A 16724-nucleotide genomic window follows, 5' to 3' on the forward strand; every position below is an offset into this window, starting at 1 on the left:
CTCCGGCGTCAGAGCGCGGCAGGCACCGGAGCGACAATCCGCTCCGGTGCGGAATAGCAGTTCAGGGAACTGCCCCTGCTGAAGCCGATCAGGGTCATCCCTGCATCCTTGGCCAGCTCTACGGAGAGGGCGGACGGTGCGCTGACGGCGGCCAATACGGGAATGCCGGCGAGCTGGGCCTTCTGCACCAGTTCAAAGGATGCCCGTCCGGAGACCTGGAGTACGGCGCCGCGCAGGGGAAGCATTCCTGCCCGCAGCGCCCATCCAACCACCTTGTCTACGGCGTTGTGCCTGCCCACGTCCTCGCGCAGGCACAACAGCTCACCCTCCGCGCTGAACAGTCCGGCTGCATGTACGCCACCGGTGCGGTCGAAGACTTTCTGTCCCTCCCGCAGCCGGTCCGGCAGCTCCGCCAGCATCTGCAGGGGCAGCCTGACGTTGTCACCCGCGGCGTCAAAGTGCGAGGACTTACGCACGGCCTCAATGGAGGCTGTGCCGCAGATCCCGCATGAGCTGGAGGTATAGACGTGCCGCTCCATGCCGGTGTCCGGCAGCGCGGTACCGGGACGCAGCTGGACGTCGACAACGTTGAAGGTCTGTTTCCCTTCCTCATCCACCCCTGCGCAGTAGCGCAGGCTGATGAGCTGGCCGGGCTCCCAGATCACTCCTTCGGAGACCAGGAAACCGGCCACCAGATCGAAGTCGTCGCCAGGGGTGCGCATCGTGACGGTAAAGGAGGTGCCGTTCAGCCGTATTTCCAGCGGCTCCTCCCCCGCCAGCACGTCCTCGCGGGTGCCGGTATGTCCGTCCAGCCGGAACCGCGTAACCCGTCCTCGTTGGGTAACCCGTCCCATAATGCCTCCCTGTGCAGTAGTACCTGTTGCGTTTGCGTGCCGGCCCTAGCCCGCGGGGGCCTGGTTGACCTGCCACGGCAGTGGAAGGGCCATAACCGCCTGGTCACGGATGCAGCCCTCCGCGGGGACCACCATCACTGCATCGGCTTCAGCCAGCCCACGGAGCATGCCGGAGCGGAAATACGGCGAGGGCATGGCCCGGTCCTCCTGGATGGTGCACGGAACCAGGCGCGTCCTGCCCGGCAGCGGCTCCAGGTCCACTCCCGCCAGCACATGCCGCTCACGGGAAATCGGTGCGCCGCGCAGCCCGTCCAGCAGCGGCTGAACCAGTGTGAAGACCGCCATCATCGCAGCCAGGGGGTTGCCAGGCAGCGCCACCAGCAGCCTGCCGTCCCTCAGCCTTGCCAGCATGGTGGGATGTCCCGGCCGCATGGCAATGCCGTCGATCAGCAGCTCGGCGTCCACTTCCTCCAGGGCCCGGCGCAGATGGTCTGCCTCGGAGCGCCCCGTGGCACCGGTGGTGATCAGCACGTCCCCGGAGGACATTGCAATGGAGAGTTCGTCATTGGCCTCCTCGCTGCTGAGTGCGGCCACTACCTCCTCGAGCCGGTCCGGCAGGCGCCGCACCACGTCCACCCGTCCGCCAAGCATGGTGATTAGCTGCGGCAGCTGCGGCCCGAACGTGTCCCGGACCTGGCCCGGTTCAGGCAGCCCCGCTTCGATCACCTCGTCGCCGGTCAGCAGCAGGGAAACCCGCGGGGAGCGCAGTACGGGGAGGGTATCGTGCCCGCAGACGGCGGCCAGGGCGATGTGCGCAGGATTCAGCAGCTTCCCTGCCGGGATGGTGGTTTCGCCTGCCGATGCTTCCTCGCCGGCCGGACGGATGTGTTCACCCTGCCGGGGCTGGACGCCTTCCGCACGGTCATTCAGCGTCAGCACCGGCACTTCATCGCCGGACACCGTACCGCTTTCCGAACGCAGCACCGAATCCGCGCCCTCTGGGATGAGTCCGCCCGTAAGGATGGCCACGGCCTCGCCGGGCTGCAGTGCCCGGCGCCCGGATTCGCGGTGAATCTGCCAGCGCTCTACTTCCGGTTCCTTGGTGGTGATGACCGTCCAGGGCGGCGGGCCGGCCACAGCCCACCCGTCCATGGCCGCCGAGGCGTAATGCGGCACGGGCTGCAGCGCAGCGGTTTCCAGCGCGAGGATCCGCCCCAGGGCTTCGTCCAGGGGTACCGTCTCATAGGGCAACGGACGGGCTGCGGCGTACGCGGCATGCCGGGCCTGGGCCCAGGACGCGTTGGGCTGCACGGGGAGGATGACAGGAACCGAGGGTTCACTCATTCCATTCCCCCTTTCTCTGCAGCTGCGCCGGCGCATTCGCCGGCCGCCACCGCCATCGCCGAACGCATGGCCACCGCGTCATCCGCCTGGCCGCTGCCTGCTGCCATGCCCGCAGCGTAACCCGCGATGAAGGTGGTCAACGGCGCCGCCGGACGCACCACGCTATGTGCCGCGGCTGCCGCGAGGTCGAGGACGGCGGAAACCTCCACCGGAGTGCCTTCGAGCTCAAGGGCCCTCAGCAACCTGCCGCTCCATGCTTCGAGTTGTTCCTGCTGGCTTGCCATTCGTGCTCCTTCGCTTCGCTGGGTCCATGCCGCAGGCTGTGCTGCTGCATGTCCGTGGCGCTCACACCCAGGGACGTCGCGTCCGCCCAGGTGTCAACATCGGCCGTACTCATGGGGGAAACCTGCACACCCCTCCATTGCACCCTAGCAAGCAGCCCCTTCATCGACATGTTTGTCAGCTGTCCGGGCGCAGGAACATTCACTGCGGAGAGCAGGTCCGCCGTACGGTAGATCCCTGCAAGTGGCTGCATATATCCCTCGGCGTCCACCGCCAGCAGGCTCTCGGATCCCGTCGCTGAGCACAGCAGTGTCTCTACGGCGGCCGCGATACCGGGCATGTCGCAGGCCAGCACCAGCGTCCATTCGGGCGGATCGGTCATGGCCAGGATGCCGGCCGCCACTGCTGCTGCCGGTCCGCCGAAGGCGGGTTCTTCACGGACCAGCACCGCCTCCGGTGCAGACCGGGCCAGGAGCGGGGCCAGCTCAGGCGGACCGGCGACGTATACCGGCCGCGCGTCGGGCACCGCGGCAAGGGTGGTTTCCAGCAGCGTTTTACCGTCCGCCAGCAATAGTGCCTTGGGCACACCGCCCAGGCGGCTGGAGCGGCCGCCGGCCAGGATAATTGCCGCGTGATCCGGGGGTCCGGGCATCAGGCAGCCGTGTCATTCTGCAGGAAGGGGTCCCATTGCGGGGACGGCCGTTCCAGTTCACGGATCTGACAGCGGGCGCCGCAGGGCGCCTTGGGCGAAATGCGCAGCTGCCACCCGAGTTGCGCCAGGGTCTTATCCCCTTTGGTGTTGTTGCAGCGCAGGCAGCAGGCTACGAGATTCTCCCAGCTGTCATCTCCGCCGCGGGAGCGGGGCACTACGTGGTCCACCGTCGCCGCAGCCTTGCCGCAATAAGCGCATTCATGGTTATCCCGGCGCAGTACTCCCCGGCGGGTGGCAACAGTGCCCTCGCGGTAGGGAATTTTCACATAACGGTGCAGCAGGATCACGGAGGGCCGGGGAAAAATCTCATTTGGCCCGGCCACGGGTTCACCGCTCTCGGCTACCACGCTTGCCTTTCCGTTGAGGACCAGTACCAGGGCCCGGCGGAAGGTAATCACGGCCAGCGGTTCGTATCCAGCATTCAGAACGAGAGTGCGCATGCACATACCTCTTCATCTGCCGCCCACGAACCGGTGAGTACAAGACACCGTTCCGCAAACGGCACTTCGGATTGTCTATGCAAGAGTATGCCGGGATTCGCAACTTGGCCATTTTCACGCGCAAAACCCCGGCGGACACACCACTCCCCCGCTCCGCTTCCCCGCCCCAGCGACGACGGCGGGGTGCGGGTGTATCAAAGGGCCGGAGGGGTTAGACGGGCCGGGCGGGTTAAAAGGAATGGATTAAAGCCGGAAGGCTCCCCCCGAAGGAGGAGCCTTGCCGTGGTCTTACAGACTGTCTTACAAACTCACGCCCCGCACTCAGGCAGTGCGTTGATGTGCAGGGGTATTAGCCGCCTACGCGGATGTAAACGCCGCCGGAGCCAAGCTCCGCCGGAGCAACCACTGTGCTGTTTCCGTTGAACCCGCCGTGTACTGCCTGTCCGCCGCCTACGTAGACGGCAATGTGGGCCATGCCCATGCCGCCGTCGGCGTAGTAGATCAGGTCTCCGGGCATGGCCTCGGCTGCACTGACCGTCCGTCCAAGGGACAGGTAGCCGGCCGGCCATCCGTGGAAGTTGATGCCTGCGGCAGCCAGCGAATTGGTGGCCAGCATGGTGCAGTCCTGGCTGACGCCAAGCTGGGCGTAAGCTGCGGCCGCGATGGTTGCGCCAACTCCGGAAGGAACTTCCGGTGCCGGTGACGGGGTTGCCGCGGCCGGTGCTGCAGTTGCGGCACCGGTGGCGGCGCCGCCCTGGGCATTGGTGTTGGCCGTGGCGGGAACTACTTCCTGGGCCTGTACGGTCAGCGTGGGCGTCTCGGCCGGCACAGGCTCGGGAGCGGTGATCACACCGTTGATCCCGTCCCGTTCGAAGGAGACCTGAATGGTCTCCGGTACCTGGACGGGCTGGGCCGCGGAAAGGTTCAGGTTGCTGGTGCGGACATCGCGCAGGGTCTCCGCACCGGAGGCATTGGCGGCAACGCCGGTTGTCAGTACCAGCCCCGAGGCCGCGGCAATAACAGCGGCCTGGCGGCCCACTGTTCCTGCGTTGGCGCTCACGGCACCGGCGAGTGCGTTCAGCGTAGTGGTGCGTTCCACCGGCGCCCGGTGGCGGGCGCGCTCAGTTGTCGAGGTCATGATTCTCCGGCTCTCGAAAAACTGGGCTTAGCTGACCCGGACGAAGCTGGCGCCCGGCAGGTCGGAGAGGCTGTGCAGGCCGGTGTTCATACCGTTCAGCCCGCCGCTGATGACCTGGCCGTTGCCGACGTAGATCGCGACGTGGCCACCGGTGATGACCAGATCGCCGGGCTGCGGGCTGCCGACAACTGCGCCGAACTGGAAGAACTGGCCCGGGGCCAGATCGCCGACGGACTTGCCGACGGAGCGCAGTGCGTTTTCAACCATGGCGGTGCAATCCTGGGCAACGCCGATCTGGCCGTAGGCCGAGGCGACCAGGGCCGCGCCGACGTTGCTGGGAGCAGCGGTTTCCGGTGCGGGTGCGGCAGGAGTGGAGGAAGCCGTCATAACGGCGGCACCGGCAGCGGCCGGGGCAGCTGCGGGTGCGGTTGCTGCAGCGGCGGTCTGTGCTGCCTGGGCAGCCTGTGCAGCTGCCTGCTCGGCTGCTGCGGTTGCTGCTGCTTCTTCTGCTGCAACCTGTGCGCGGTATTCGGATCCATCGATGGAACCGGCGGTAGCGGCCAGCTGCAGAGCGAAGGGGGCGTTGGCGGGAGCGGTGACGCTGCCGTCCACGAAGTTCAGGGTGGTTGCCTCAAGTGCCTGGCGGTCCGTGTTGACGGAGGAAGCCTGTGCAGGAAGTCCTGCAGCCAGCACGAGGCCGGATGCTGCTACTACGACGGCGGCCTGGCGGCCTACGGTACCGGCGTTGGAGCTGACTGCCTTGGATAGCGCGGTGATCGGGTTGGTCTGTACGGTGGCAGCGCGACGGCGGCCATGAGCGTGTGATGACACAAGTTTGCCTCTCCCAATGCCTACGAGGTGAGCTGTCGGATTCGGATGGGAGTCACCCGGTTGCCCGGCCTAATGGCCTTTGCAACTTAACCCCAAGGGTTTCTTTCGAAACCCGAAATTGGTTCCCCCGCCTCTGCCATGCGATTCTGCGAACGGACTTCAAACAGTGGCAGAGCTCGGCGATCTGTTCGAAGGTGCCCGATCGTTGGCGAATCAGGCACGAGGACGAGCGTACAGCAACATTTGCTCTATGTCACGTTCCGATCACGAAACGATATTCGTCCGGTTACAACCAGTCCCGCGGGTCGACTACTTCGCCGTTAACTACGACCTCAAAATGCAGGTGGCAGCCGGTGGAAGCGCCAGTGGTTCCGCTTGCGCCCACCAGGTGTCCGCGCTTGATTTCGGTACCCACGGTGACTGCTGCGCTGGACAGGTGGTTGTACGTGGTCTCTACGCCGTTGCCGTGGTCAATCACCACACGGTTGCCCCCGCCATAGGGGTGCCAGCCGGCAAAAACGACCGTGCCGGAGGCAGCGGCATTTACGGCGGTGCCGCAGGCTGCAGCGAAGTCCTGGCCATTATGCATTTCGCCGGCTTCACCGGTGATGGGGCTGACGCGGTGTCCGAACCCGGAGGTTTCGATCAGGGCGGCGTCCAGCGGAGTGGAGAGTGTGCCCTTGGCGGCGGCGGGAACCACCGTGCTGCCGGCAGCAACCGTAACCGAGGCGAGTTTGGCGTCCGGATCGAAGGCGCTGCTCAAACCTGCCCGGGCGAAGCCGACATTGGCATTCGGGTCAGCCTGTACTGGCGTACTTGTCGCTGCAACCGGTTCCGGCTGCACTGCGGGGTCCCCGGCAGCCGCCGTCGTCGGCAGGGCCGCGGTGAGGATCAGGCCCGACGTGGCAGCGGTAATGGCAACCTTCTGGGCGGCTCCCCCAACGGAGATGGTCTTGGTTTCAGCCCGCCGGCGGCCGGAGGACGTTGAGTTGCGCTGACGCGCAGGCGTAACAGGAGCAGACGCACGGCGCCGGCCCGAAGCAGCATGCTTCGACAAGTAATTCCCTCTCTTGGATCGCCTACGAAGTTAGCTGTCGGATTCGAGTAGAGAAACTCGGCCTCCGGTCCGGCGGCGTGCAGGCGGCTGGGCGTGCACGGCTGTCGGCGTCCGGAAGGCTTCACCCCAAGGCAGCTGTGCTGCCGGAAAGTGGGTCCTCCGCCCCTGCCTGAACGGTTGGTACTCCGGTCCGCTGGCAGGGCTCGGCGGACGGACCGGATAACGATGGTGTTTCAACGTCAGGAACTCACTATAGGGTAAACGCCACAAAAGTGACCATTCCGTTACCCGGCGTGGGACACGAAGACGTGCGCCGCAACCTCCGCAGGCAGTTCCAGGGCCCCTTCAATGCCGGGCACACGGACTGAGATATACCCGCCCACTTCTTCCGCGGTGATCCGGGCGCCGGGCCGCAGGCCTGCTTCGTCCAGCTGGGACAGCAGTTCGGGCTCCACCTGGATGGGCTCGGCCAGGCGGACCAGCTTCAGCGGGGCGCCCGGCACAGCTTCAGCGACCATGGAGACCAGGTCATTGACTCCTGAACTGAAGACCTCCGAGGCTACGCCGCCGATCGCTTCCAGGCCCGGGATGGGGTTGCCGTAGGGGGATTCGGTGGGGCGTCCCAGCAGCTCGTAGAGCCGCCGTTCCACCCGTTCACTCATGACATGCTCCCACCGGCAGGCCTCGTCGTGGACGTAGGCCCAGTCAAGGCCGATCACATCGGCCAGCAGGCGTTCGGCCAGCCGGTGCTTCCGCATGACCTCCGTGGCACGGCGCCGGCCGAGTTCGGTCAGCTCCAGCCTGCGGGTTCCCGCGACCACCACCAGGCCGTCGCGCTCCATCCGCCCAACTGTCTGGGACACGGTGGGGCCTGAGTGGCGCAGCCGTTCGGCAATCCGCGCCCGCAGGGCAACAATGTTTTCCTCTTCCAGTTCCAGGATGGTCCTGAGGTACATCTCAGTGGTGTCAATGAGATCCGTCATGACGGGCCGCTCCTACTAAGGAAGAAAGGAGGACAACATACCGCTGCCCCGGGTGTACGCCAACACGTTAGCCTATTCGCCCGACGCCCCGTAAATTGCCCGGCCTGCAGCACATCCTCCCGTGGCCGGGGTCATAAATCGTCCGGTGGAGGAGGGTGCGGCAGAATGGAATTGCATACGCGCTTTCCCCTGACACGCTTGGAGCGATAACCAATGGGCGATACCGCCGCACTGAAGATTCCCGCCGGACTCCTGCCCCGCGACGGCCGGTTCGGCGCCGGACCGTCCAAGGTCCGCCCGGAACAGATCGAGGCGCTTGCGCAGGCCGGAGGCAGCCTGCTGGGCACCTCCCACCGCCAGGCACCCGTGCGCAACCTTGTAGGCAGCATCCGTAACGGCCTCTCCGACCTGTTCTCGGCGCCCGAGGGTTATGAAGTGGTCCTCGGCGTCGGCGGGTCCACCGCCTTCTGGGACATTGCCTCCTTCGGCCTGGTGGAGAACAAGGCCCAGCACCTCTCTTTCGGTGAGTTCGGTTCCAAGTTCGCCGCCGCCACCAACAAGGCGCCGTTCCTCTCCGCATCCAGCATCATCAAGGCCGAACCGGGTACCCGGCCGCAGCCCGTGGCCGAGCCCGGCGTAGATGTTTACGCCTGGCCGCAGAACGAGACCTCCACCGGCGTAGCAGCTCCGGTCCAGCGGGTGCAGGGCGCCGACGACGGCTCCCTGGTCCTCATTGACGCCACTTCCGCTGCCGGCGGGCTGGACGTGGACCTGGCCCAGTCCGATGTGTATTACTTCGCGCCGCAGAAGAACTTCGCGTCCGACGGCGGGCTGTGGCTTGGCATGTTCTCCCCTGCCGCGCTGGAGCGTGCGGCGCGGATCAACGCCGGCGACCGTTGGATCCCCGACTTCCTGAACCTGCAGACGGCCATTGATAACTCGCGGCTGAACCAGACCTACAACACGCCGTCGTTGTCCACTCTGGTGACCCTGAACTCGCAGGTCCAGTGGCTCAACACCAACGGCGGGCTGGCCTTCGCCGCCGGCCGCACTGCCGAATCCGCCGGCCGCATATACTCCTGGGCGGAGAAATCCGCGGTGGCCACACCGTTCGTCGCCCGGCCCGAGGACCGCTCAAACGTGATTGCCACCATCGATTTCGATGACAGCATTGACGCGTCCGCCATCGCTGCGACCCTGCGTGCCAACGGCGTGGTGGATGTGGAGCCCTACCGCAAGCTGGGCCGCAACCAGCTGCGGATTGCCACCTTTGTTGCCATCGAACCCGATGATGTCAGTGCCCTGCTGAACTGCATCGACTACGTGATCGAGCATTCCTGACCCTTCAGGCCAGCAGCATCAGGCGCAGGACCCGGACGCTAGGCGTTGTCCGGGTCCTGCGCCTTTTCCGGGATGTCTGTGGTCATGCTCAGGCGGCGCGGCAGGCTGCGGTCATAGTGGAACCGCATTCCGTAGGTCCGCCACGCCCAGACAAAGCCCAGTGTGGCCGCCACAATGCCGGCAGCGGCCGCTACCCCCAGGCTCCAGCGCGGACCGAAGGCGTTGGAGACCCAGCCGACCACCGGGGCGCCCAGCGGCGTTCCGCCCATGAAGATCGCGAAATACAGCGCCATCACCCGCCCGCGCATTCCAGGTGCGGTGGTGGTCTGCACATAGGCGTTGGCGCTGGTCATCAGTGTGAGGGCGAACAGCCCCACCGGGATCAGCGAGAGTGCGAACAGGATCAGGTTGGGTGCGGCGGCGGAAAGGATGCAGGCGAACCCGAAGGCACCCGCGGCGCCGAAAACAAACCGCAGCCGTGGCCGGTCCCGGCGGGCGGAGAGTAAGGCACCGGATACCGAGCCGATCGCCATCACTGAGTTGAGCACCCCGAAGACCCCTGCATCGCGGCCAAATTCCGTGCGCGCCATTGCCGCTATATATATGGCAAAGTTCATGCCGAACGTGCCGACAATGAAAATGGCGAGCATCACCATCATCAGGTCCGGCCGGTGGCGCACATAGGCCAGCCCCGCCCGGATGCGCCCCTTGCCGGCGGCCGCCTTCGGCATGGCCCGCAGTTCCCCGGCACGCATCTTCAGCAGGGCCACCACCATGGCGCCGAAGGTCAGGGCATTGAGGATAAAGACCAGCCCCGGGCCGACGGCCACGGTCAGCAGGCCCGCGACGGCGGGGCCGATCATCCGTGCCCCGTTAAAGGAGGCGCTGTTCAGGGCCACGGCGTTCGGGAGATCCCGTTCCGAAACCACTTCGGACACAAAAGCCTGCCGTGCCGGACCGTCAATGGCGGAAACAATCCCCAATGCCATGGCAAACGCGTAGACATGCCACAGCTCGGCATGGCCGGAGAGAACCAGCAGGCCCAGGGCGAGGCCGAGACCGCCCATACTGATCTGGGTCAGCAGCAGGACCTTGCGGCGGTTGTAGGTATCCGCAATCAGTCCGGACCAGGGGGCGAGCAGCAGCTGGGGGCCCAACTGCAGGGCCATGACAATGCCCATCGCTGCCGCATTCTGGTCAGTGAGGATGTCATAGACCAGCCAGTCCTGTGCGGTCCGCTGCATCCAGGTGCCGATGTTTGAGACCAGGGCACCGAAAAACCAGATCCGGTAGTTAAAGATGCGTAGGGAACGGAACATCAGTTCAGCGCCCCCTGCGGGATTGATGAACCTGTTGCCGCAACCGTCACGGGTTAGTCGTCCTCCCCGGCACCCGTCGCGTCAGTGGAGGACTGCTGCCCGTCCTGCCGGGGCTCAGCCTGTTCCAGCGCGTCGCGGGCCTCCTGTTCGGCCTGCTCCTTCGCCTGCTGTTCCTGCTCGGCGGCGATATCCTCGGGCCGCAGCCGGTCGGACCACGGCACCCATTCAGGCGCCAACAGGGAATCCTCGGACGGCAGCAGACCCACCTCGCTGACCGTCACCTTTTTACTTCTGGGCATCCGCGCAACCGTGGAGTACCACTGCCATCCGCGGTAACCGGGACGCAGGGCCGCGAACCGGTGGGTTACCAGGCGCTCGGCATCCGCAACGGCGCCCACGTACTCGCCCACTTCTTCTTCAGCTGCGACCTCCAGCAGGCCGGCACGTGCTTCAGCCACTGCTGCGGCCAGGACGGCGTCGGGTTTACCGGGACGGCGCGGAGCCCGCCGCCGGGCCGCGGGAGCTGCCTGGTCGGATCCGGGTTCCGGAGACGTATCGGGAGAGGGGGTTACCGGTGTCATAGTCACTTCAGTACGCGAACCTTATACATCCAGGTCGTCAGCGACGGCGCGCAGGACTGCGGCCACCTTGGCGGCATGTTTCTTTTCCGGGTAGCGCCCGCGGCGCAGGCCGTTGGAGATTCCGTCAAGGAGTTTGATCAGGTCTTCGGTAATCACAGCCATGTCTTCGGCGTCCTTGCGGGTGGCCTTGGCAACCGACGGCGGTGCTTCCAAGATGCGTGCGGAAAGGGCCTGCGGGCCGCGCCGGCCGTCGGCTACGCCGAACTCCATGCGGGTGCCGGGCTTAACCTCGCTGACTCCTGCTGGCAGGGCCGAGGCATGAAGGAATACTTCCTGCCCCTCATCCGTGGCCAGAAAACCAAAACCCTTACCAGTGTCGAACCACTTGACCTTGCCGATAGGCACTTCGGTTACCTCGTTCTTAGTTTTCAGCAAGGCAGGGTTGCCTGCCTTTTCGTGTGACCCGCAGTCCGGCACGGAAGCGGCGCTCCGTACCCCAGAGATACTACGGGGAAGTCTGTTCCCTTTAGAATATCCCGACAAGGGAATCCGCCTCCAAGCCTTCCCCTTTGTCGGCTGGTTTTCCGCTGTTAGCGTTAATAACCATGAGCACCACGCCACCGGACGCGGTCCGGGCCACTGCGGCAGCGCAATCTCCGCAGTCCGAAGATGTGAAGTTCCATGATCCGCAGCCACAGAAAGGGTCCGGCATCTCCAACGGCACGTCTCCCCTACGCCGCATCGCTGCCGCCCTTGCGGGTGTGCTGGCACTGTTTGGCCTCGGCACTCTGGCAGCGGTTCTCTTCCTTTCCCTGCAGGGACGGACCGTTGAGCCCTGGCTGGTCGCAGCAACCTTTTATGCATTGCCCCTTGCCTTCGTGCTGATGGCGGGCCTGGTCATCGATTCAATCAGGCGCAGGCGCCGGGGCTGATCGGTCCGTTTCCCTCCCTCCTCAGGTAACGTGGTGCTGATGTCCGCGATTCGAGCTTTGGCCGATGATCTAGCCGCACGCAGCGACGACCAGCTGCGTGAATTGCTCACGGCCCGGCCCGATCTCGTACTTCCGCCGGTACCTGATTTCCAGGCCCTGGCGGCACGTGCGTCCACCCGGGTCAGCGTGCAGCGGATCCTGGAGAAACTCACCGCTCCGGAGCTGCAGGTCCTCGAAGCCGTGGACCTGACCACCAACGAGGATTCACATCTCAGCACCACTGCGTCCTGGCTCAAGGGCGCGATTGCCGGATCCACGATCAAATCCCTGGACGTCATTCTGGGACACCTGCATTCCCTTGCGTTGCTGCGCCGGGCGAAACCGCATCCGGGAGCCCCCAAAGCAGATGCCACGCGCCGCTTCTACCTGCCGGTCTCCGTTCTTGGCGAGGCGCTGGGCGCCTATCCGGCGGGCCTGGGCCGCCCCTACTCCACGCTTGCCGCCCAGCATCCCGAGTTCGGGCAGCGTCTCGTAGGCATAGTCGAGGGGCTGCGCAGCGCCGGGCTGCCTGTAGAGAAAGCCGACACCCCGGCTACCGCTGCCCACGCGCTGCATCATCTGGTGTCCGACCCGGTTGCCTGGGCATCGCTGATGAGCGGGGCACCTCCCCAGACTGCCGAACTGCTCCGCAGGTTTAAATATTCACCGGTGGGCACCATTCCCAAAAAAGCCGCCCTGGGACGTGCCGTGCTGGAAAACCCTTCGCCCACAGCGGTGGAATGGCTGGTGGCCCGCGGCCTCCTCGTCCCCCTTGATGCCCTGCATGTGGAACTGCCGCGCCCGGTGGGACAGGCGTCCCGCGGCCACGTCATCGTGGCCGACTTCCAACTGGAAGCACCCCGCCCCAACCCGCGCCCCGTAGCGCGCAACCTGCGCGACAATGCTGCGTTCGGAGCCGTGGCTGAAACCCTCCGCCTGGTGACGGAGTTGGTGGGCCTGGCTGCGGAAAACCCGGTAGGGACACTGCGCTCTGGCGGTGTGGGCGTGCGTGAAGTGCGGCGGCTGTCCGAATCCCTGCGCCTCGACGGCGCGGCCACCTCCTGGCTGCTGGAACTGGCCGCCCTGGCCGGGCTGCTGACCCTGGACGCCGCAACGTCCCGCTGGGGCGCCTCGGAAGGAGACTGGCTGCAGGCCAGCCGTGAGGAGCAGTGGCGGCGGCTGGTGGAAGCCTGGCTGGACGCCGACAGGGCTCCCTCACTGGTCGGTGCACCGCTGCCGGCCGGCGGAGCAGTCAACGCGCTGGCCGCCGAAGTCTCCCGCCCCGACGCTCCGGTGGTCCGGCGCCGGGCCCTGGAAATGCTGGCACTGCTCTCGGAAGTCGAAAGCTCCGGGGACTCCGTGAACGCCTTTGACACTGAGGACCTCATCAGCGCCCTCACCTGGCACCAGCCCCGCCTGCAGCGGCGTTTTGCCCGCCTGGTGCCGGGCATTCTGCGGGAAGCGGCACAACTGGGACTTCTCGGTTCCGGCGCCCTGACCGTCCTGGGCGCCGCCGTGTCCGAGGGCGACTACGTGCGGGCCGCCTCCGTGCTGCGCGATGCTTTGCCGGCGCCGCTGAACTCCTTTTTGCTGCAGGCGGACCTGACCGCCATCGCGCCCGGCTACCTGGAGCCCGACGTCGCGCGTGAACTGGCGCTGATTTCCACCGCCGAAGGCCAGGGCCCGGCCACCATTTACCGTTTCTCGGCCGAATCCATCCGCCGTGCCCTGGATGAAGGACTCGACGCCGAAGGCATCCTCAGGTTCCTGCGCCAGCATTCCGCCACCGAAGTCCCCCAGCCGCTGAGCTACCTGGTGGAGGACACCGCCGCCCGGTACGGCCGGCTCCGGGTCGGCACCGCCGGGTCCTATCTGCGCAGCGACGATGAGGAAGGGCTGAGCGCGCTGCTCGCGGACCCGCGCACCGCGTCGCTGGGCCTGGTCCGGCTTGCGCCCACCGTCGTGGCAGCTGGCGTGTCCGCCAAGGAACTCACGTTTTCCCTGCGGGAACTGGGGTATCCGCCTGCACTGGAGGGACCGGCCCGCAAACCGGTCGGCTCCCACCGGATGGTTCCCGTAGCTGCGCCGTCGTCTTCCAGGACCCGACTGAACCAGTGGGAGCTGACAGATGAGGATCTGGACAGGCAGCTCGCTGCCCTCCGCGGCGTTGGGCCAGTGCTGCATACCAGCGGTGAAACCGAGTCCCTGGTCAGCCTGGAAACCCTGCGCAAGGCTATCCGGACAAAAAGCTCTGTACGGATGGGCGTGGTGGACAGCCAGGGGAATCAGCGCCAGGAGATCTTTGTTCCCCTTTCAGTGAATGAGGGCAGGGTGCGGGTCTACGACCCGCGGCATGACGTGGAACGTACAGTGTCAGTACATCGGATTATGGACGTGGAAATAGTGGAGGGTAGCCCGGCACATGGTTGACGGACCGTTGATTGTCCAAAGCGATAAGACGATTCTTCTGGAAGTCGATCACCCGCAGGCTACCGAGGCCCGGCATGCCATTGCGGCTTTTGCCGAGCTGGAGCGTGCCCCCGAGCACATCCACAGCTACCGGCTCACCCCGCTGGGTCTGTGGAACGCCCGCGCTGCCGGCCTCGACGCCGAGCAGGTGCTGAACACACTGCTGACCTACTCCCGCTTCCCGGTGCCGCATGCGCTGCTGATCGACATTGAAGACACCATGTCCCGGTACGGGCGGCTGCGGCTGGAAAAGGACCCCCAGCACGGGCTGGTGCTGCGGACCAATGACTACCCGGTGCTGGAAGAAGTTATGCACGCCAAGAAGATCCAGCCGCTGCTGGGTCCGCGGATCGACGGCGAAACCGTGGTGGTCCAGTCCGCCATGCGCGGACAGCTGAAGCAGCTGCTCCTGAAGCTTGGCTGGCCGGCTGAGGACCTGGCCGGTTATGTCGACGGGACTCCGCACCCCATTCTGCTCAACGAGGACGGCTGGGCGCTGCGGCCCTACCAGAAGCTGGCCACGGAGAACTTCTGGGCCGGAGGCTCCGGCGTGGTGGTCCTGCCGTGCGGGGCGGGCAAGACCCTGGTGGGCGCGGCAGCCATGGCCACCAGCTCCACCACCACCCTGATCCTGGTCACCAACACCGTCTCCGCCAGGCAGTGGAAGGATGAGCTGCTCAAGCGCACCTCGCTGACCGAAGACGAGATCGGTGAATACTCCGGCGCGGTGAAGGAGGTCCGGCCGGTCACCATCGCCACCTACCAGGTCCTCACGCTCAAGCGCGGCGGCCTGTATCCGCACCTGGAACTGCTGGACGCCAATGACTGGGGACTGATTATTTATGACGAGGTCCACCTGCTGCCGGCACCGATCTTCCGGATGACCGCGGATCTGCAGGCCCGGCGCCGGCTGGGCCTGACCGCTACCCTGGTCCGGGAAGACGGACGTGAGGGCGAGGTCTTCTCCCTGATCGGCCCCAAGCGCTATGACGCGCCGTGGAAGGACATCGAGGCGCAGGGCTACATTGCTCCGGCCGAATGCATCGAGGTTCGGGTGGACCTGCCTCGGGATGAGCGGGTGGCCTACGCCATGGCCGAGGACGGCGACAAGTACCGGTTGTGCTCCACCTCGGAAACCAAGACCGGCGTCGTCGAACAGCTGGTCCGCCGGCACACGGGTGAGCAGACCCTGGTGATCGGACAGTACCTGGACCAGCTGGACGAGTTGGCGGAGCGCCTGGACGCTCCCGTTATCAAGGGCGACACCCCGGTGAAGGAACGCCAGCGGCTCTTCAACGAATTCCGTGAGGGAACGCTGAACACCCTGGTGGTGTCCAAGGTCGCCAACTTCAGCATCGACCTGCCCGAAGCCTCCGTGGCCATCCAGGTCTCCGGCTCCTTCGGGTCCCGGCAGGAGGAGGCCCAGCGGCTGGGCCGGCTGCTGCGGCCCAAAGCCGATGGCAAGGCGGCACACTTCTACACCGTGGTGGCCCGGGACACCCTGGACCAGGACTTCGCCGCCAAGCGGCAGCGGTTCCTGGCCGAGCAGGGCTACGCCTATTCCATCCTGGACGCCTCCGATATCGAAAAACCGGTGTAGCGGGGACCTTTAGGATTCCCCGGCGCCATTCAGGAACTATCCGGTCCACCTACAGACAACGTCCAGCTAAATGTAAGAAACTGGCGGGGTGAACAAATCGTCTACCCCTGAAGCACGCCTACTTGTTGTTGATGACGAGCCGAACATCCGCGAGCTGCTCTCCACCTCGCTGCGGTTCGCCGGTTTCGACGTCGTCGCTGCCGCCAACGGCCGTGAGGCCCTGGCCGCCGTTGACTCCCACAACCCGGATCTGGCCGTCCTGGACGTGATGCTTCCGGACATGGACGGCTTTACGCTGACCCGGCGCCTGCGCGCGGCCGGACAGCACTTCCCCGTGGTCTTTTTGACTGCCCGCGACGACACCGAGGACAAGGTCACCGGGCTGACCGTGGGCGGTGACGACTACGTCACCAAGCCCTTCAGCCTCGACGAGGTAGTCGCCCGCATCCGGGCGGTGCTGCGTCGCACCCAGCCGCTGGACGACGACGACGCAGTCATCCGGGTGGATGATCTGGAGCTCGACGACGACGCCCACGAGGTCCGGCGCGGGGGCGTCACCATCGACCTCTCCCCCACCGAATTCAAGCTGCTGCGCTACCTGATGCTCAACCCCAACCGGGTGCTGTCCAAGGCGCAGATCCTGGACCACGTGTGGGAATACGACTTCAACGGCGACGCCTCCATTGTGGAGTCCTACATTTCCTACCTGCGCCGGAAAATCGACAAGAGCCCGGACGCGCCCGCGCTGATCCAGACCAAGCGCGGCGTCGGCTACCTGCTTCGCTCTTCGGAGAAGCGCTAG

At 65.8% G+C, this 16724-nt stretch carries 17 protein-coding genes and 2 riboswitches; of the genes, 5 read left to right on the forward strand and 12 right to left on the reverse strand.

The features are described 5' to 3' along the window. Window positions 1-8 precede the first annotated feature (8 nt). The 9 genes from fdhD to AC5RVB_RS03775 form a co-directional block, all read right to left on the reverse strand. On the reverse strand, window positions 9-854 hold the full coding sequence (gene fdhD / locus AC5RVB_RS03735; RefSeq protein WP_227905792.1) for a formate dehydrogenase accessory sulfurtransferase FdhD: 846 nt from the start codon (window positions 852-854) through the stop codon (window positions 9-11). Window positions 855-899: 45 nt separating this feature from the next. After that, window positions 900-2198: a molybdopterin molybdotransferase MoeA gene (locus AC5RVB_RS03740; RefSeq protein WP_227905789.1), complete on the reverse strand. Its 1299-nt coding sequence runs from the start codon at window positions 2196-2198 to the stop codon at window positions 900-902. Then, a complete protein-coding gene (locus tag AC5RVB_RS03745) occupies window positions 2195-2482 on the reverse strand; it encodes a DUF6457 domain-containing protein (RefSeq protein WP_494141999.1) in 288 nt (95 codons plus the stop codon). Before AC5RVB_RS03745 ends, AC5RVB_RS03740 begins: the two co-directional genes overlap by 4 nt. Continuing rightward, complete coding sequence (gene mobA / locus AC5RVB_RS03750; protein ID WP_290245683.1) at window positions 2434-3132, reverse strand: molybdenum cofactor guanylyltransferase; 699 nt, start codon at window positions 3130-3132, stop codon at window positions 2434-2436. Before mobA ends, AC5RVB_RS03745 begins: the two co-directional genes overlap by 49 nt. Further along, on the reverse strand, window positions 3132-3632 hold the full coding sequence (locus AC5RVB_RS03755; RefSeq protein ID WP_494142000.1) for an HNH endonuclease: 501 nt from the start codon (window positions 3630-3632) through the stop codon (window positions 3132-3134). The genes mobA and AC5RVB_RS03755 overlap by 1 nt, the downstream gene beginning before the upstream one ends. Window positions 3633-3981: 349 nt before the next feature. Then, the gene (locus AC5RVB_RS03760) at window positions 3982-4770 is read right to left on the reverse strand and encodes an NlpC/P60 family protein (RefSeq protein ID WP_227905780.1); all 789 of its coding nucleotides are present in this window, start codon (window positions 4768-4770) and stop codon (window positions 3982-3984) included. 27 nt (window positions 4771-4797) lie between these two features. Then, on the reverse strand, window positions 4798-5601 hold the full coding sequence (locus tag AC5RVB_RS03765; RefSeq protein WP_227905778.1) for an NlpC/P60 family protein: 804 nt from the start codon (window positions 5599-5601) through the stop codon (window positions 4798-4800). A 3-nt stretch (window positions 5602-5604) separates the two neighbouring features. Further along, window positions 5605-5762: riboswitch (cyclic di-AMP (ydaO/yuaA leader) on the reverse strand. Window positions 5763-5887: 125 nt separating this feature from the next. After that, window positions 5888-6658: a M23 family metallopeptidase gene (locus tag AC5RVB_RS03770; RefSeq protein ID WP_494142001.1), complete on the reverse strand. Its 771-nt coding sequence runs from the start codon at window positions 6656-6658 to the stop codon at window positions 5888-5890. A 3-nt stretch (window positions 6659-6661) separates the two neighbouring features. Further along, window positions 6662-6851, reverse strand: a riboswitch (cyclic di-AMP (ydaO/yuaA leader). A gap of 91 nt (window positions 6852-6942) precedes the next feature. Further along, window positions 6943-7641 (reverse strand): metal-dependent transcriptional regulator, encoded by a 699-nt coding sequence (locus tag AC5RVB_RS03775; RefSeq protein ID WP_227905774.1) that lies wholly within the window; start codon window positions 7639-7641, stop codon window positions 6943-6945. 213 nt (window positions 7642-7854) lie between these two features. Between AC5RVB_RS03775 and serC the strand changes: the two genes are divergently transcribed. After that, the gene (gene serC / locus AC5RVB_RS03780) at window positions 7855-8982 is read left to right on the forward strand and encodes a phosphoserine transaminase (RefSeq protein ID WP_227905765.1); all 1128 of its coding nucleotides are present in this window, start codon (window positions 7855-7857) and stop codon (window positions 8980-8982) included. A 38-nt stretch (window positions 8983-9020) separates the two neighbouring features. On the opposite strand, the gene AC5RVB_RS03785 is transcribed toward serC, so the two are convergent. From AC5RVB_RS03785 to AC5RVB_RS03795, 3 genes are read right to left on the reverse strand one after another with little or no spacing between them, the layout of a single operon-like run. Further along, on the reverse strand, window positions 9021-10301 hold the full coding sequence (locus tag AC5RVB_RS03785) for an MFS transporter (RefSeq protein WP_227905764.1): 1281 nt from the start codon (window positions 10299-10301) through the stop codon (window positions 9021-9023). A 53-nt stretch (window positions 10302-10354) separates the two neighbouring features. Beyond that, window positions 10355-10882, reverse strand: a complete 528-nt coding sequence (locus AC5RVB_RS03790; RefSeq protein ID WP_227929238.1) for a DUF3027 domain-containing protein — start codon at window positions 10880-10882, stop codon at window positions 10355-10357. Window positions 10883-10903: 21 nt separating this feature from the next. Beyond that, window positions 10904-11287, reverse strand: a complete 384-nt coding sequence (locus AC5RVB_RS03795; protein WP_227905763.1) for a cold-shock protein — start codon at window positions 11285-11287, stop codon at window positions 10904-10906. Between the two features lie 200 nt (window positions 11288-11487). Here AC5RVB_RS03795 and AC5RVB_RS03800 point away from each other — a divergent pair, with 200 nt between their 5' ends. From AC5RVB_RS03800 to AC5RVB_RS03815, 4 genes are all read left to right on the forward strand, one after another. Continuing rightward, the gene (locus tag AC5RVB_RS03800; RefSeq protein ID WP_227905762.1) at window positions 11488-11814 is read left to right on the forward strand and encodes a hypothetical protein; all 327 of its coding nucleotides are present in this window, start codon (window positions 11488-11490) and stop codon (window positions 11812-11814) included. A 39-nt stretch (window positions 11815-11853) separates the two neighbouring features. Further along, window positions 11854-14283 (forward strand): helicase-associated domain-containing protein, encoded by a 2430-nt coding sequence (locus tag AC5RVB_RS03805; RefSeq protein WP_227905760.1) that lies wholly within the window; start codon window positions 11854-11856, stop codon window positions 14281-14283. Further along, complete coding sequence (locus AC5RVB_RS03810; protein WP_227929201.1) at window positions 14276-15922, forward strand: DNA repair helicase XPB; 1647 nt, start codon at window positions 14276-14278, stop codon at window positions 15920-15922. The genes AC5RVB_RS03805 and AC5RVB_RS03810 overlap by 8 nt, the downstream gene beginning before the upstream one ends. 88 nt (window positions 15923-16010) lie before the next feature. Further along, window positions 16011-16724 carry a response regulator transcription factor gene (locus tag AC5RVB_RS03815; RefSeq protein WP_227905757.1) on the forward strand — a complete coding sequence of 238 codons (714 nt, stop codon included), beginning with the start codon at window positions 16011-16013 and terminating at the stop codon, window positions 16722-16724.

It is taken from the genome of Arthrobacter sp. Y3225209, from assembly GCF_059090685.1.

Coding starts and splice junctions, on each gene's coding strand:
- AC5RVB_RS03745 (WP_494141999.1), bottom strand. CDS start 2,482: ATGGCAAGCCAGCAGGAACAACTCGAAGCATGGAGCGGCAGGTTGCTG.
- AC5RVB_RS03775 (WP_227905774.1), bottom strand. CDS start 7,641: ATGACGGATCTCATTGACACCACTGAGATGTACCTCAGGACCATCCTG.
- AC5RVB_RS03810 (WP_227929201.1), top strand. CDS start 14,276: ATGGTTGACGGACCGTTGATTGTCCAAAGCGATAAGACGATTCTTCTG.
- AC5RVB_RS03755 (WP_494142000.1), bottom strand. CDS start 3,632: ATGCGCACTCTCGTTCTGAATGCTGGATACGAACCGCTGGCCGTGATT.
- mobA (WP_290245683.1), bottom strand. CDS start 3,132: ATGCCCGGACCCCCGGATCACGCGGCAATTATCCTGGCCGGCGGCCGC.
- AC5RVB_RS03760 (WP_227905780.1), bottom strand. CDS start 4,770: ATGACCTCGACAACTGAGCGCGCCCGCCACCGGGCGCCGGTGGAACGC.
- serC (WP_227905765.1), top strand. CDS start 7,855: ATGGGCGATACCGCCGCACTGAAGATTCCCGCCGGACTCCTGCCCCGC.
- AC5RVB_RS03740 (WP_227905789.1), bottom strand. CDS start 2,198: ATGAGTGAACCCTCGGTTCCTGTCATCCTCCCCGTGCAGCCCAACGCG.
- AC5RVB_RS03785 (WP_227905764.1), bottom strand. CDS start 10,301: ATGTTCCGTTCCCTACGCATCTTTAACTACCGGATCTGGTTTTTCGGT.
- AC5RVB_RS03790 (WP_227929238.1), bottom strand. CDS start 10,882: ATGACACCGGTAACCCCCTCTCCCGATACGTCTCCGGAACCCGGATCC.
- AC5RVB_RS03800 (WP_227905762.1), top strand. CDS start 11,488: ATGAGCACCACGCCACCGGACGCGGTCCGGGCCACTGCGGCAGCGCAA.
- AC5RVB_RS03805 (WP_227905760.1), top strand. CDS start 11,854: ATGTCCGCGATTCGAGCTTTGGCCGATGATCTAGCCGCACGCAGCGAC.
- fdhD (WP_227905792.1), bottom strand. CDS start 854: ATGGGACGGGTTACCCAACGAGGACGGGTTACGCGGTTCCGGCTGGAC.